Annotated in this window: 13 protein-coding genes; 8 read left to right on the plus strand and 5 right to left on the minus strand. The window is 68.3% G+C overall.

Annotation, left to right across the window (positions count from 1 at the left end; genetic code table 11):
- Positions 1–143 precede the first annotated feature (143 nt).
- Genes moaB through VFT73_RS03350 form a run of 3 tightly spaced genes read right to left on the minus strand, consistent with a single transcriptional unit; the run spans position 144 to position 3218 of the window.
- Positions 144–671, minus strand: a complete 528-nt coding sequence (gene moaB, locus VFT73_RS03340; protein ID WP_326408730.1) for a molybdenum cofactor biosynthesis protein B — start codon at positions 669–671, stop codon at positions 144–146.
- Entirely contained in the window at positions 661–2460 is a 1800-nt protein-coding gene (locus tag VFT73_RS03345; protein ID WP_326408732.1) for a lytic transglycosylase domain-containing protein, read from the minus strand. The genes moaB and VFT73_RS03345 overlap by 11 nt, the downstream gene beginning before the upstream one ends.
- A gap of 2 nt (positions 2461–2462) precedes the next feature.
- On the minus strand, positions 2463–3218 hold the full coding sequence (locus VFT73_RS03350; protein WP_326408733.1) for a uracil-DNA glycosylase family protein: 756 nt from the start codon (positions 3216–3218) through the stop codon (positions 2463–2465).
- 110 nt (positions 3219–3328) lie between these two features.
- Between VFT73_RS03350 and VFT73_RS03355 the strand changes: the two genes are divergently transcribed.
- The 8 genes from VFT73_RS03355 (at position 3329) to VFT73_RS03390 (ending at position 14026) form a co-directional block, all read left to right on the plus strand.
- The gene (locus VFT73_RS03355; protein ID WP_326408734.1) at positions 3329–4978 is read left to right on the plus strand and encodes an electron transfer flavoprotein-ubiquinone oxidoreductase; all 1650 of its coding nucleotides are present in this window, start codon (positions 3329–3331) and stop codon (positions 4976–4978) included.
- Positions 4953–6635 (plus strand): tetratricopeptide repeat protein, encoded by a 1683-nt coding sequence (locus VFT73_RS03360; protein WP_326408735.1) that lies wholly within the window; start codon positions 4953–4955, stop codon positions 6633–6635. The genes VFT73_RS03355 and VFT73_RS03360 overlap by 26 nt, the downstream gene beginning before the upstream one ends.
- A 186-nt stretch (positions 6636–6821) precedes the next feature.
- The gene (locus tag VFT73_RS03365) at positions 6822–7874 is read left to right on the plus strand and encodes a phosphatase PAP2 family protein (RefSeq protein WP_326408736.1); all 1053 of its coding nucleotides are present in this window, start codon (positions 6822–6824) and stop codon (positions 7872–7874) included.
- 38 nt (positions 7875–7912) lie between these two features.
- The gene (locus VFT73_RS03370) at positions 7913–8740 is read left to right on the plus strand and encodes a 4-(cytidine 5'-diphospho)-2-C-methyl-D-erythritol kinase (protein WP_326408737.1); all 828 of its coding nucleotides are present in this window, start codon (positions 7913–7915) and stop codon (positions 8738–8740) included.
- Positions 8741–8983: 243 nt separating this feature from the next.
- The gene (locus VFT73_RS03375; protein WP_326408738.1) at positions 8984–9733 is read left to right on the plus strand and encodes an N-formylglutamate amidohydrolase; all 750 of its coding nucleotides are present in this window, start codon (positions 8984–8986) and stop codon (positions 9731–9733) included.
- 9 nt (positions 9734–9742) lie between these two features.
- A complete protein-coding gene (gene ilvD, locus VFT73_RS03380) occupies positions 9743–11464 on the plus strand; it encodes a dihydroxy-acid dehydratase (protein WP_326408739.1) in 1722 nt (573 codons plus the stop codon).
- Between the two features lie 19 nt (positions 11465–11483).
- Positions 11484–12845, plus strand: a complete 1362-nt coding sequence (locus VFT73_RS03385) for an NAD(P)H-hydrate dehydratase (RefSeq protein ID WP_326408740.1) — start codon at positions 11484–11486, stop codon at positions 12843–12845.
- On the plus strand, positions 12842–14026 hold the full coding sequence (locus tag VFT73_RS03390) for a class I SAM-dependent RNA methyltransferase (RefSeq protein ID WP_326408741.1): 1185 nt from the start codon (positions 12842–12844) through the stop codon (positions 14024–14026). The genes VFT73_RS03385 and VFT73_RS03390 overlap by 4 nt, the downstream gene beginning before the upstream one ends.
- A gap of 56 nt (positions 14027–14082) precedes the next feature.
- Here the strand turns inward: VFT73_RS03390 and VFT73_RS03395 are convergent, their stop codons facing one another.
- Complete coding sequence (locus VFT73_RS03395; RefSeq protein WP_326408742.1) at positions 14083–14508, minus strand: MAPEG family protein; 426 nt, start codon at positions 14506–14508, stop codon at positions 14083–14085.
- Positions 14508–14936: an MAPEG family protein gene (locus tag VFT73_RS03400; RefSeq protein WP_326408743.1), complete on the minus strand. Its 429-nt coding sequence runs from the start codon at positions 14934–14936 to the stop codon at positions 14508–14510. The genes VFT73_RS03395 and VFT73_RS03400 overlap by 1 nt, the downstream gene beginning before the upstream one ends.
- Positions 14937–14987 lie beyond the last annotated feature (51 nt).

Here is a 14987-nt window from a genome sequence, read left to right on the forward strand (position 1 = left end):
GAGTACGCGGCGGCCCACAGTCGTTTCGTCCCTTCTTGATGATGCATGAAAGCTAGGGCCCAAGGCCGATCGCGCAACATCGTAGAAACCGCATCCGTAACGGAATTAAAGTATCGGGAATCTTAAGATGCCGCGTGTGGCCCCTATCGCTCCCGGAGTCGGGGCATCAGCTCGACGAAGTTGCAGGGCCGGTGGCGGCTGTCGAGCTGGGGGCCGAGAATGCCGTCCCAGCCGTCCTTCACCGCGCCGCTCGAGCCGGGCAGCGCGAAAATGTAGGTTCCACGCACCACGACTGCGCACGCACGCGACTGGATCGTCGACGTGCCGATCGACTGGTAGCTGAGCCAGCGGAACAGCTCGCCGAAACCGGGAATGTCCTTGCCGCCCAGCGCCTGCAGCGCTTCGGGCGTGACGTCGCGCCCGGTGACGCCGGTGCCGCCGGTGGAGATCACGCAATCCACGTCCGGATCGTCGACCCAATTGTGCAGGCGTGCGGTCAGCTCCTCCAGATCGTCGCGGACTATTGTGCGTCCGGCGAGGATGTGACCGGCGGCGGTCAGCCGCTCGACCAGCAGGTCGCCGGACGTGTCCTCCGCCGGGCCGCGCGTATCCGATACGGTCAGGACGGCGATGCGGACCGGCCGGAACGGCCGGCTGTCGTCAATGGGCACCGGGCGCCGTCGTCCGCGCGTCGGCCACTTCGACCGGCTCGCGCGGCTCCAGCCGTACTGCCTTCGCACCTGGAAGGCCCGGGAAACGGGGCCACATATCCTGCGCAAGTGCCTTCAGGCTCGGCGATTTCTGGCCGGAATTGCGCTCGTACATCCAGTAATTGCGCATCACCGTCACGGCATAGCCGCGCGTTTCCCAGAACGGGATCGATTCCATGAACAGCAGCGGGTCCTCGCCGCCCTTCACGCGCGTGTTCCATTCGTCGAGCATGCCCGGACCGGCATTATAGCCCATGATGACCTTGGGCAGCAGGCCGCCGGTGGCGCCGTAATCGCGCACATGCTCCAGCCGCGCCTGCCCATAGTCGAGATTGACGGCGGGATTCAGAAGGTCGCTGCGGTCGGGCGCGCGTTCGCCACGGCGCCGTGCGATCAGCTGTGCGGTGCCCGGAAGCACCTGCATCACGCCATAGGCGCCCGCCGGGCTCACGACGTCGGGACGGAAACGGCTTTCCTGCAGCGCATGGGCGTAGACCAGGCTCTTGTCGATCCGCCAGCCGCCGACCGGGCGCCAGTCGGGCGTCGGGTAGCGCGCCGACGTGCTCGGCTCCGCGCCCGACGGGCCGTTATGCGCCAGATACAGCTGCGTCTCCGGCAGGTTCAGCCGCGCCGCCAGCGAGGCGAGCAGCGCATGGTCCTCCGGCCGGCCGAGCCGCGCTTCGAACTTCAGCGCCTGCGACGCACGGTCGCGCTCGCCGATCTCCGCGAGGGCCTTGGCGACGCGAACGTTCGGTATCGCAGACAGCCGCGACCATTGCCGCGTGAGCGCGTCTCGCTCGCTGGGCGGCAGCTGCCTGAGGCCCAGCGCCTCGGCGGCAAGGATGCCGTAGAATGTCTCGCCATAATGGGCGGCTGCGCGCAGATGCGCCTGGATCTGCTCCGGATGGCCGGCAGCCATGAACGCGCGCGCCGCCCAGTAATGGCCCGCCGCCTGAATATCCGGATCGCTGCCGCGCTTGCCGACCGAAGCGAAGGCCTCCGCGGCTTGCGGGTAATCGTGCATGCGCCAGGATGCGAGGCCGGAGGTCCAGTCCGCCTGCACCCGCCAATCGCCTTCGCCGTTGCGGCGGGCAAGGTCGGCAAGCCGGCGCGCATTGCGATCGTCGCCGTTCAGATAATAGGACCAGGCGACGCGCTGACGCCATTCGGTCAGCGCGGGGCCCGAGAGGTTCGGCTCCTGCTCCGACAGGATCGCTTCGCAGCCGGCGGGATCGTCGATCTTGATCAGCGGCAGGATCTTGGGCGCGAGCTGCGCCGCGACCGGATCGCCCTTGATTGTGTCGGCGCGCTCCCGCGCTGGCGCCGAGCCGAGCCAGATCATCCGCTGCTGGGCGGGAAGTTCCGGCGTTTCGTCAGCACCGCGCGTCCGCGCGAGCGCGACGAGCTGCGGCGCCTGCGGCAGCCACGGCGCGGCAGCGGCCAGCGAAGTGAGATCGTCGGGGTTGGTGACCTTGGGCGAGCCCTTTTCGGTATAGAGCTCGGCGCGCGCATAATATTTGAGCGGCCCGTCCGACAGCGCGTCGATCTTCGTCGCGGCCTGCGCCCACAGCCCCGCCTTCATGTCGGCGAAGACGCCCAGATAGGCCGCCTTTTCGGACTCGTTCAGCACCGACGGCAATTGCCCGATGCCGTGTGACTCCACCGCCGCACGCCGCGAACCGTCGCCCTCTGCGAGCGCGGGCATCGAAACGGCTGCCAGCAGGCACGCCGAGAATGGCGCCAGGCGCATGATCAAAGCCCCTCCATTACAAGCTGCAGGTCCTTCCACGCCTGGGCCTTGAAGCTCGGGCGTTCCTGCAGCAGGCGCGGGTGAACGGTCGCAACCGCCTCCACAGTCGCCGCGCCAAGATTAAGCGAATGATATTGTCCGCGCGCCGGGATCACTTCCGTCCCGAGCAGCGCACGGCTGGGCGTATCGCCCATGATCAGCAGCCGCTTCGGCGCGACCAGGCCGATATGGTGGCGCGCGATGGCCGTCAGCCGGCGAAGCGCCTCGCGCGGGATGCGGCCGACCGGACGGACGGTTGCGAACGGCGCCAGCCAGATCGAACCGCGGTCGCGGCCGATCGCCTTCAGCATCCGGTCGAACAGTTCGCCGGTCTCGCCGCCGATCAGCTCGCCGGCATCGGGCGCGTCGATCATGATCATCAGGTCCGACTGCGGATCGCCGGCGGCGAGCACGCGCGTGCGGCCCCACCGCGCCTCCGGCACGTCGCCGCTGTCGCGCATCCAGTCGAGCAGCGCGGGAAGGGAGGGGGGAAAGACTTCCTTCTCGTTTTCAGGAGACAGGGGCTGCGACCTGCGCGCGGGAGCGGGCGACTCTGCCGCCTTCGCGGCGTTGCTGCGCTCGCTCAGCGGCAGCGGTTTCGGCGCAGCCAGCCAGTCGCGCGCCTGGTCCTCGACCAGCGTGTCGATACCGGCGTCCCGCCACCAGCGGATCAGGCTGGCCGCAGCGTCGCGGTCGTTTAAAGCTAACGCCCCTACCATCGCCGATACTAAGGTCCGCGGTTGACGCTTGGGTCAACCGACTGCATCGGTTAACCGCCACAGGCCGTGGCCGAGGTGCGACGAAGCGGGCCCGTAACGAGGAACAGCGAATGAGCGAACGCGAAGCGATGCCTTACGACGTGGTGATCGTCGGTGCCGGCCCGGCCGGGCTGGCGGCGGCGATCCGGCTGAAGCAGCTTGCCGAAGCGAACGGGCAGGAGCTGTCGGTCTGCGTCCTCGAAAAGGGCTCCGAAGTCGGCGCGCATATCCTGTCGGGCGCGGTAGTGGACCCGGCCGGCCTCGACGAGTTGCTCCCCGACTGGCGCGAGACGTGCTCGCTTGCCCAGACGCCCGTCACCGAAAACCATCACTGGGTGCTGACGGAGCACAAGAAATACGAATTTCCGCACGTGCTGATGCCGCCGTTCATGAACAACAAGGGGACCTTCACAGGGTCGCTGGGCAATCTCTGCCGCTGGCTGGCCGAGCAGGCGGAAGGACTGGGCGTCGAAATCTTCCCCGGCTTCGCGGCCGCGGAGATCCTGTTCAACGAGGACGGATCGGTGAAGGGCGTCGCGACCGGCGACATGGGCGTCGCGCGCGACGGCACCCACAAGCCCGATTATCAGCCGGGACTGGAGCTCCACGCGAAATACACCTTCTTCGCCGAGGGGGCGCGCGGCCACCTGACCAAGGAGCTGAAGCGCATCTTCGAGCTCGATGCGAACAGCGAACCGCAAGTCTATGGGATCGGCCTCAAAGAGCTGTGGGACATCGATCCGGCCAAGCACGTGCCGGGCAAGGTCGTCCACACCCAGGGCTGGCCGCTGACCGACGCGTGGGGCGGCGGCTTTCTCTATCACCAGGCGAACGGGCAGGTCGCGCTCGGCTTCGTCGTCGCGCTTTCATACAAGAACCCGCATCTTTCGCCGTTCCACGAGTTCCAGCGCTGGAAGCACCATCCGGCGATCAAGGAGATGCTGGAAGGCGGCAAGCGCGTTTCCTACGGCGCGCGCGCGATCAATGAAGGCGGCTGGCAATCGGTGCCGAAGCTGGTCTTCCCGGGCGGCGCGCTGATCGGTTGCTCGGCCGGCTTTGTGAACGTGCCGCGGATCAAGGGCAGCCACACCGCAATTAAGTCCGGCATGCTTGCCGCCGAAGCCGCGTTCGACGCGATCCGCGCCGAACGGTCGGCCGACGAGCTGAGCGCCTATCCCGACGCGCTCGAAAAGAGCTGGATCGCGAAGGAGCTCAAAAAAGTCCGCAACGTCGAGCCCGCCATCGCGAAGTTCGGCGGCACCGTCGGCACGCTTCTTGCCGGCGTCGACATGTGGATGCGACAGCTGGGCATCGGCCTGCCGTTCACTTTCAAGCACAAGCCGGATCACACCAAGTTGTGGCGCGCGAATGAGTGCGTGAAGCCGGATTATCCGAAGCCCGATGGCGTGATCAGCTTCGACCGCCTTTCCTCGGTGTTCCTGTCGAATACCAATCATGAGGAGGATCAGCCGATCCACCTGACGCTGAAGGATCCGGACGTCCCGATCGCCTATAACCTCCCGGTTTATGATGAGCCCGCGCAGCGTTACTGCCCGGCGGGCGTTTACGAGGTTGTGGGACAGGACGAAGGAAATCCGCGTTTTGTCATCAACGCGCAGAATTGCGTTCACTGCAAGACCTGCGACATCAAGGACCCGACCCAGAACATCAACTGGGTCGTGCCGGAGGGCGGTGGTGGACCGAATTACCCGAATATGTAGCGTATCCCTGGGCCTGGCCCTGCTGGCGTCCTCGGGCGCCGAAGCAAAGAGGGTCACGACGGTCGATTCCCCGTCGCTGCTCCAGGCCTATGCCCGGGCGCGGCTTGCGGGAGCGGACGGCGCGCTCGATGCCGCATCGCGCGCCTATTCGACGGTGCTGGCCGCGCGGCCGGACGATGCCGCGATCGCAGCGCGCGCATACAGGCAGGCGATCATCGCCGGCGATTTTCCGCTCGCGCTGAAGGCAGCGGCCGCGCTCGACAAGGCAGGCGCACTGCCGGCGGACGGGCAATTGCTGTACCTGTCGCAGGCGCTGAAGGAAAAGGACTGGCCGGCCGCCAATGCGGCCCTGGTCGCGCTCGGCAAGGACGGCAGCTTCGATTTCCTGATCCCCGTGCTCCGCGCCTGGGTCGCGCAGGCGAGCGGGCAGGGCGATCCGTTCGCGATCCTCGACGCGCCGACCGGCAGCGCGCTGACCTCGGCGCTGGGATCGGAGCAGCGCGCGCTGTTGCTGATCGCGTCCGGCAGGCTGAACGAGGCCGCCACGGTCGCCCAGGCGCAGGCGCTCGCCTCGGGCGGCGGATCGGCGGCCCTGAAGCTGACCGCGGCATCTGCACTTCAGGCAGCCGGGCGCCGGGATGCGGCGCTGATGCTGCTTCGCGGCGACGAGGCGGAGATCACCGCGGCGCGCGCGCTCGTCCAGGCCGGCAAGCCGCTGACGGTCGGCTCGCTCGACGCTGCGGGCGGCGTGGCGAGCCTGCTCGTGCGCGTCGGTGAAGCAATCCAGTCGGACCCACGCTCTCCGGTCGGGCTGACGTTGGCGCGGCTCGCCCACTATCTCGATCCGTCGAACGACGGCGCGACAGTGATGCTGGCACGGCTGCTCGCCAATGTCGGCCAGTCGGACAGGGGGCTGGAGCTTGCCGGCACCGTCGGCGCGGGCAGCCCCTATGCGGGCGCCGCGATCGACACGCGCGTCGGCATCCTGACGGCGCTCGACCGGCGCGAGGACGCCTTGGCGCTCGCCCGGGCGAAGAGCGACAGCTCGACGGCAACGCTGGCGGACATGGTGCGCGTCGGCGACCTGCTGGAAGCGCTCGACCGGCACGCCGAGGCTGCCCAGGCCTATGACCGTGCCATCGCGGTTGCCGAAAAAACGCCGGACATGGCCGACAAATTGTGGAGCCTGTGGCTGCTGAGGGGCAGCGCACTCGATCAGGGCGGCAATTGGGCGGAGGCGAAACCGGCGCTCGAAAAGGCGGTAAAGCTTGCCCCATTGCAGCCGGTCGCGCTCAACTATCTCGGCTATGCTCAGCTCGAGCGGCGGGAGAATGTGAAGGCCGCGCTGGCGCTGATCGAGCGGGCGAGTCAGCTGAAGCCCGACGATCCCGCGATCACCGACTCGCTCGGCTGGGCGCATTACCTGGTCGGCGACGTCGCCAAGGCGATCCCCGCACTCGAAAAGGCCGTTCGCGGTCAGCCCGAGGACGCGACCCTGAACGAGCATCTGGGCGACGCCTATTGGGCTGCGGGCCGCAAGTACGAAGCACGCTACGCCTGGAACGCGGCCGCGGTGCTGGCCGACAACGCCGATGTCGCCGCCCGCGCCAGGGCCAAGGCAGAGGACGGCTTCAGCCCGGCACTGGCCGCGCGCTAGAGTGAGAACGCTAAACCATTGATCATCTATCGTCATCCCGGCCTTGAGCTGGGATTCCGCTTGTTCCTTCTGAGAAAAGGCAGCGGGATCCCGGCTCAAGGCCGGGGTGACGAATGAGATATAGACTTGACCCCGCCGCGATGCGGAGTTGACCGGCTCTTAACCCGATTTGGGCAAGGAACGGTCATGAGCCGGCGAGCCTCCGTCACAAGCGACAGCCGCGCGGCGATGCTGCGGAATACGGCGGGATTCCTGCTGCCGCTGATGATCGCGACCAGTTTGGCAACGCTCGTGGCGAGCGGGGTCGACTGGCGCCATTTCTATCCGATCCTGCTGCTGTTCGTCTCGACCGCGGCGATGCTGGGCGGCATCCTCTACATTATCTGCCGGGGTGCGTTGCGGATAACGGGCAGAGGCAAATTCCTGTGCGCGGGCAGCGCGGCCTGGGTCGTGCTCGGCGGCTTGTGCCTGATCCTGCTGCTGCCGGGCTTCGGCGCATTCAAGCAGCTGCTGCTTGCGGAACGCGCCTTCGTCGCCGATCCGGTCATTGCCGGGATCGAGCGGGCGACGCTCGGCGTGTCGGCATGGCGTGTGACGCACGCGCTGTTCGGCGGTTTCTGGCCGACGCTGGTCATCGACCGCATCTATTCCTTCTGGTCGCTGATCTTCATGGCGTTTCCGATGGCCGTCCCATTCCTGGTGCGGGACGACCGGCGGCGCGCGCAGATGCTGATCGCCTGGGTGCTCGGCTGGTTGCTGATCGGCATGCTGGCCGCCTGGGCGTTCGCCTCCGCGGGACCCTGCTATTACAACGAGCTGGTCGGCGCCGATCCCGATTTCGCGGCTCTGACCGCGCGCCTGGGCGAGCTGGCGGCGCAGGGCCGTGCGGCCGGGCTGGAGCTCAGCAATCTCGATTTCCAGTCGATGCTGCTGAGCGCCCAGGCCTCGGGCCGATATGCGCCAGCCGGGGGTATTTCGGCCATGCCGTCGATGCACGTCGCGATGGCGACCCTGATCGCGCTGGCGGGCTGGACCGCCCGGCGATCGGTCGGGCAGGTGCTGACCGTCTATGCGGTCGTGATCTGGATCGCATCCGTCCATCTCGGCTGGCACTATGCGGCCGATGGCGTGGTCGCGGCGGCGATGATGCTCGGCGTCTGGCGCCTGTCCGGCCGGATCGCCGAAACCATCGGTCGTCCCCCGCAGCGGCTCGCCATGCCGGAAGCTTTCGCCGCCTGACGCTTGGCGTCCGCGCCTGCACGCGCCAGAAGCGCGTGATGGCAAGCGCATCGGAATCCGCCCCCGCGAAAATCAACCTGGCGCTGCACGTGCGCGAGCGGCTGGCGGACGGCTATCACCGGATCGAGACGCTATTCGCGTTCGCACGCGACGGAGATCGGCTGTCGGTCCGGCCGGCCGACACGTTGTCGCTGAGCATCGAGGGCCCGTTCGCGGCAGGACTGAGCATCGGCCCCGACAATCTCGTGCTCCGTGCCGCGGCGGCGTTGCGGCAGACCGCGAATGTGCCCGAGAGCGCGGCGCTGGTGCTGGAAAAGAACCTGCCGGTCGCCTCTGGCATCGGCGGCGGCTCGGCCGATGCGGCGGCGGCGCTGCGGCTGCTTCGGCGCTTCTGGGGCGCCGATGTGCCGCTGGAGCCGATCGCGCGCCAGCTCGGCGCCGACGTGCCGGCCTGCCTCGCCGGCCGCACGGTGCGGGGCGAGGGCAGGGGCGACCTGCTGTCTGCGGTCCCGGCCGGCAAGCTGGGCGGCATGCCGCTGCTGCTGGTCAATCCCGGCGTGGCGATGCCGACCGGGCCCGTGTTCGCGGCGTGGGACGGCGTCGACCGCGGCCTGCTTGCCGCAGGGGACCCGCTGCAGGCGGCGCGTGCCGGGCGCAACGATCTTCAGGCCCCCGCTATCGAGATCTGTCCGATCGTCGGCGAATTGCTCGGCTGGCTGAGCGCTCAGCCCGGCACGGTGCTGGTGCGTATGTCGGGATCGGGTGCGACCTGCTTCGCCCTTTTCCAGCGGGAAGCCGATTGCGCGCGCGCAGGCGAGCAGGCCCGGCGCCGCTGGCCCTGGAGTCTCGAAACGGCACTGGCCTGACCCGCGCGTCCAGCTTCGGCACAGGCCGGCGCAGACTGCGCTTAGTCAAATCAAATACTTAGCTGTTGGCACAAGCATTGCTGAACCGCAGGGCACGGATCGGCCTGCCCGCCAGCATCGCCCGTCCGTCCATGGTCCATGCGCGGCGTATCTCGCGCATGCATCGGGCATGGGGGGCGGCACCTGTTGTGCCGTTCCCCAAACCCCGTGACTTTCGCCGCGCGACGGGGCAGCAGCGCTGCCGTGAGCGAAGCCTATTCCATCCTGTCCGGCGATGCCGCCTCCGACCTGTTGATCGTCGTCGATCACGCCTCCCGCACCATTCCGGCCGATATCGATCTCGGTATCGATCCGGCACACACGGAAAAACATATCGGCTGGGACATCGGCGCAGCCGATCTGGGCGGCGCGCTGTGTCGGCGGCTCGGCTGTCCCGGGCTGTTCGGCGCCGTTTCGCGGCTGGTGCTCGATTTGCACCGGGAGGAGGACAGCCCCGCGCTGATCCCCGAAGCGAGCGACGGTCACCATATTCCGGGCAATGCCGGGCTGGCAGCAACCGATCGCGCGGCGCGGATCGCGCGCTTCTGGCGACCCTATCACGCGAGGCTGGCGGACATGGTCGCGGCGAACCGGCCGGCGCTGATCGCCGCAATCCACAGCTTCACGCCGCGACTGGAGACTGCCGATGGCCCCGACCGCCCCTGGCAGGTCGGCATTCTCTATAATGGCGACGACCGTGCCGCCCGGATCGCGATCGCGGAGCTCCGCGCGATGGGTTTCGAGACCGGCGACAACGAACCCTATTCGGGCAAATTGCTGAACGCGACGATGAACCTGCATGCTGAGGCGCACGGCATTCCCTATCTCGCGATCGAAGTGCGGAACGATCTGGTCCGCGATGCCGCCGGCGTGGCGCGCTGGGCGGAGGTGCTGGAGCACGTCATTGTGCACTGCCGCAACAAGCTTGCGCCGCCGGCGTCCTTTCGGACATAGGGCTGCGCGATGAGCACGCGTTTCGACAAGAACAAGCTCCCGTCGCGCCACGTTTCGGCCGGTCCCGAGCGGGCGCCGCATCGCAGCTATTACTACGCGATGGGGCTGGACGAAGAGGCGATCGCGCGGCCCTTCGTCGGCATCGTCTCGGCGGGGAATGACAGCGCGCCCTGCAACATCACGCTCGACGCCCAGGCCGATGCGGCCCGCACGGGCGTGGAGGCGGGCGGCGGCATGCCGCGCCGCTTCAACACCATCACCGTCACCGACGGCATCGCGATGGGCCATCAGGGCATGAAGGCCTCGCTGATCAGCCGTGAGGTCATTGCCGATTCGGTGGAGCTCAGCGTGCGCGGCCACTGCTATGACGCGCTGGTCGGCTTTGCGGGATGCGACAAGTCGCTGCCCGGCATGATGATGGCGATGCTGCGCCTGAACGTGCCCAGCGTGTTCGTCTATGGCGGATCGATCCTGCCCGGCAGCTTTCACGGGCATGACGTGACCGTGGTCGATGTGTTCGAGGCGGTCGGCCAGCATGCGGCCGGCAATTGCCCCTTGCGCGAGCTGATCGCGCTGGAGAAGGTCGCGTGCCCTGGGGCTGGTGCGTGCGGCGGCCAGTTCACCGCGAATACCATGGCGTGTGTCGGCGAGGCGATCGGCCTGTCGCTGCCCAACAGCAACATGGTGCCCGCACCCTATCGCGCGCGCGACGAAGTGGCGGTGGCGGCAGGCGAGGCCGTGATGGAGCTGCTCGCGCGCAACATCCGCCCGCGCGACATCTGCACCCGTGCGGCGTTCGAGAATGCCGCGCGCGTGGTGGCAGCGACCGGCGGGTCGACCAATGCCGCGCTGCACCTGCCGGCGATGGCGAACGAAGCGGGGATCGATTTCGACCTGCACGACGTCGCCCGCATCTTCAAATCAACGCCTTACCTCGCAGACCTGAAACCCGGCGGGAAATATGTCGCGAAGGACATGTACGAGGCCGGCGGCGTCTATATGCTGATGAAGACGATGCTGGACGGCGGCCTGCTCGACGGCGAGTGCATGACCGTGACCGGCCGCACGCTTGCCGAGAATATCGACCGCGTGACCTGGAACCCCGACCAGAAAGTCATCCGCGAAGTCGCCAACCCGATCACGCCGACCGGCGGTGTCGTCGGCCTGAAGGGCACGCTGGCCCCGGAAGGTGCGATCGTGAAGGTCGCGGGCATGCACCGGCTGCAATTCGAAGGCACTGCGCGCGTGTTCGATTGCGAGGAGGACGCCTTTGCCGCCGTCGAGGCGCGGCAGATCGCCGAAGGGACCGTCATCATCATCCGCTACGAAGGCCCGAAGGGCGGTCCGGGCATGCGCGAGATGCTGTCGACCACCGCCGCGCTTTATGGCCTGGGCATGGGCGAGAAGGTCGCGCTGATCACCGACGGGCGCTTTTCCGGCGGCACGCGCGGCTTCTGCATCGGCCATGTCGGCCCCGAAGCGGCGGATGGCGGTCCGATCGCGCTGGTCGAGGACGGCGACGTGATCCGCATCGATGCCGAGGCGGGCACGATCGACCTCGACGTGCCGGAAGCCGTGCTGGCCGAACGCCGCGCACGGTGGACCCCGCGCCGCAACGACTATCAGGCGGGTGCGCTCTGGCGATACGCGCAGAATGTCGGGCCGGCGTATCAGGGTGCCGTCACGCATCCGGGCGCGAAGGCCGAAACGCACATGTTTGCGGATATCTGATCCCTCGCTAGGGGGAGACATGACCCGCCCGATCCTCACCGCTGCCGAAATGCGCGCCGCCGAGGAGCGGGCGATCGCCGCGGGCATGCCGGTGGAGACGCTGATGGAGCGTGCGGGGCTTGGCGTCGCCGAAGCGGCCTGGCGTTATGCCGGTCCACTGCCGACCTTGGTGCTGTGCGGGCCGGGCAACAATGGCGGCGACGGCTATGTGGCGGCGCGATATCTGCGCCAGCGGGGCATGAACGTCCGGGTCGCGGCGCTGGGCGAACCGAAGGCCGGTGCCGCGGCCGCCGCATACGCGGCCTGGGCAGGGCCGGTGGTGCCGATCGAGGATGCCGCGCCCGCGCCGCTGCTGATCGATGCGCTGTTCGGCACCGGCCTCTCGCGCGGCCTGGACGAGACAGTCGCCGCGCGCCTGGCATCCCTTGCCGAGGCCGCACGCATCCGCGTCTCGGTCGACCTGCCGAGCGGCGTCGAGACCGATACCGGCGCGCTGCTGAGCCCGGTGCCGCGCTTCGACCTGACAGTCACCTTCGCGACGCTGAAGCCGGCGCACCTGCTCCAGCCCGCTGCTGCCAGATGCGGGCGGATCGTGACCGTCGATATCGGCATTTCCGCACAGGCGCAGCTAAGCGCCCTCAGCCGCCCGGACCTGCCCCCGCCCGGCCCCGAGGACCACAAATACACGCGCGGGCTGGTCGCCGTGGTCGGCGGCGCGATGCCCGGCGCGGGCGAGCTGGCGGCGCTCGCCGCCGCGCATGCCGGCGCGGGGTACGTGCTGCTGCTGGAGCCGGAGCCGCACTTCGCGCCTCCGCATGCGATCGTCCGGCGTGTTACGGCCGATCTGGGCGAGGCGCTTGCGGATAAGCGCATCGGCGCGGTGGTGGTCGGCCCGGGCCTCGGCCGCGGCGCTGGTGCCGAGCGGGCGCTCGCCGCCGCGCTGGACAGCGACCGCCCGCTGGTGATCGACGGCGATGCGCTGCATCTGCTCGCGGACTGCAAACCGGGCGCACCCGCGATCCTGACGCCGCACGAAGGCGAATTCCGCGCGATGTTTCCCGACCTCAAACAGCCTTCCAAGGTCGAGCGCGCCCGCGCTGCCGCCGCGCGGAGCGGCGCAGTCGTCGTCTACAAGGGCGCCGACACCGTCGTCGCGGCGCCCGACGGCCGCGCTGCGCTCACGGGTGAGGCGTCGACCTGGCTCTCGACCGCCGGTACCGGCGACGTGCTGTCGGGCGCGATCGGTGCAATGCTGGCGCGCGGCCTGCCGCCATTTGAGGCGGCGCAGGCCGGCGTCTGGCTGCACGGCGAAGCAGCGCGGCGATCGGGCCGCGCGTTCCTCGCCGACGATCTGGCCCGCCATCTGTCCGATTGCCTGTGACTGACCCCGATCTGATCGTCCGTGTCGCGGCGCGGGGCGACGGCGCGACCGCGGACGGCCGCTTCGCCGCGCTCGCCGCGCCGGGCGATCGGCTGCGCACCGATGGCTCGATCGAACCGGGACCGCACCACCAGCTGCCGCCATGCCGCCACTTCCCCGAATGCGGCGGCTGCCAGCTCCAGCACCTCGACGACGAAAGCTATGCCGGTTTCGTCTGCGACCGGATCGCCAGCGCACTGGAAGGGCAGGGGATGCTGCTGCCCGGTTTCGCGCCGGTCCATCTATCACCGCCACGCACGCGCCGCCGCGCCAGCCTCAGCGCGCAACGGATCGGCCGCCGCGTGTTGCTGGGGTTCAAGCAGGAGCGCAGCCACCGGATCGAGGATATGCGCGAATGCCATATCCTCCGGCCGGAGCTGTTCGCTTTGGTCGCGCCGTTAAGGGAGCTGCTCGTTACGTTGCTGCCGGACAAGCGCGCCGCGACGGTCAAGATGGCGCTCGCCGATCAGGGCGTGGACCTGCTGATCGAAGGCGTCTCGGCCGAGACGCTCGCCGCCACGGAGGCGCTGACCGTCTTTGCCGAGCGGCACGCGCTTGCCCGGCTTTCGCTCGACGACGGCATGGGCCCGCAGACCCGCTGGGAGCCGCAGCCGGTCACGGTGACGCTCGGCGGCACGCCGGTGCCGCTACCGCACGACGCTTTCCTCCAGGCGACCGCGGACGGCGAAGCGGCGTTGGTCGCGGCTGTCCGCGAAGGCATCGGCGGTGCGGCAATCGTCGCCGACCTGTTCGCCGGCATCGGCACCTTCGCGCTCAGCCTGTCGGGTAAGCGCTACGCAGCCGAAGCCTCACGCGACGCGGTGCTGGCACTGAAGGCGGCCGGCCGCGGCGTGTTCGTCGAGCATCGCGACCTCTACCGCCGCCCGCTCGCAACGGCCGAGCTGAACCGTTTCGAGGCAGTCGTGCTGGACCCGCCCCGCGCCGGAGCCGAAGTCCAGGCGCAGCAACTCGCCGCGTCGGCGGTGACGCGCATCGCCTATGTCTCGTGCAACCCGGCGAGCTTCGCCCGCGATGCAAAGCTGCTCGCCGCCGGCGGCTATCGGCTCGCGCGCGTAACCCCGGTCGGCCAATTCCGCTGGTCGACGCACGTCGAACTGGCCGCCCACTTCACCCGAAAATAGGGACAGTCCCCATTTTCCAAAAATAGGGACAGTCCCTATTTTTCTTCCTATTTTTCTCAGCCGTGCAGCAGGCGGAGCGCCGCGTGCACCGTCAGGCCGACGAGGCAGAGGCTCGCCAGCATGAACACCGAGAACCGCACAACGATCTTGTTGACAATCGCCTGGACAAGGCTGTGGATAATTCTGAGGACAACATAAGCCCAGGCGAGCATCAGGTTCAGGCCGCCGCCAAAGTCCATCAACGCGAGGGCCAAAGCGACCGCGTAGAAGATCGTCGGCTGTTCCATCAGATGGTTGTAATTGTCCGCCTTCCAGCGGACCTGCGGCGGCAGCGTCGCGGTCAACTCGCCGGGCGCGCGATTGGGATCGAGCGGCGTCCTGGCCGCGCGCATTGCCGGGATGCGGGTGGCGTAGAGCCACACCTGCATGACCAGCGACCAGGCGACCAGCGCGACGATCGGCGCGAGGATCGGACTATGCATCAGCCGAGCGTCCGGACGAGCGCCATCACCGTCAGCCCGAGCAGCGCCAGGGTGGAGGCGAGGAACAGCGGAAAGCGGAGCGAGATCCGGTTCGTCGTCACCTGTACCAGGCTGTGCACGATGCGAATGATCACATAGGTCCAGGCAAGCGCAACGGCGACGGCGCTGACCTGCCCCAGGATCGCGAGAATGCCGACAACGGCGTAGAACAGGGTCGGCTGCTCGACCAGGTGCGTGTAATTGTGGGACTTCCAGTTGACGTTCGCCGGCAGCACCGTTTCGAGATCCTGCCCGCGTCCCCCGACCGCCTTGGACATGTCTATCCCGGCGGCCTTCAGCGCCGGCAATCGAGTGCTCGCCATCCAGACGAGCATCACCAGCGTCCACAGCACCAGCACAGCGGCGGGCGCGAGAATATCTGCTTTCATGTCATTGCCTCCCCGTTATGACGGGAACCTGCGTCAGGGGAGGGAAGCGGT

This window comes from Sphingomonas sp., assembly GCF_035758555.1.
Taxonomy (GTDB): Bacteria; Pseudomonadota; Alphaproteobacteria; order Sphingomonadales; family Sphingomonadaceae; genus Sphingomonas_B.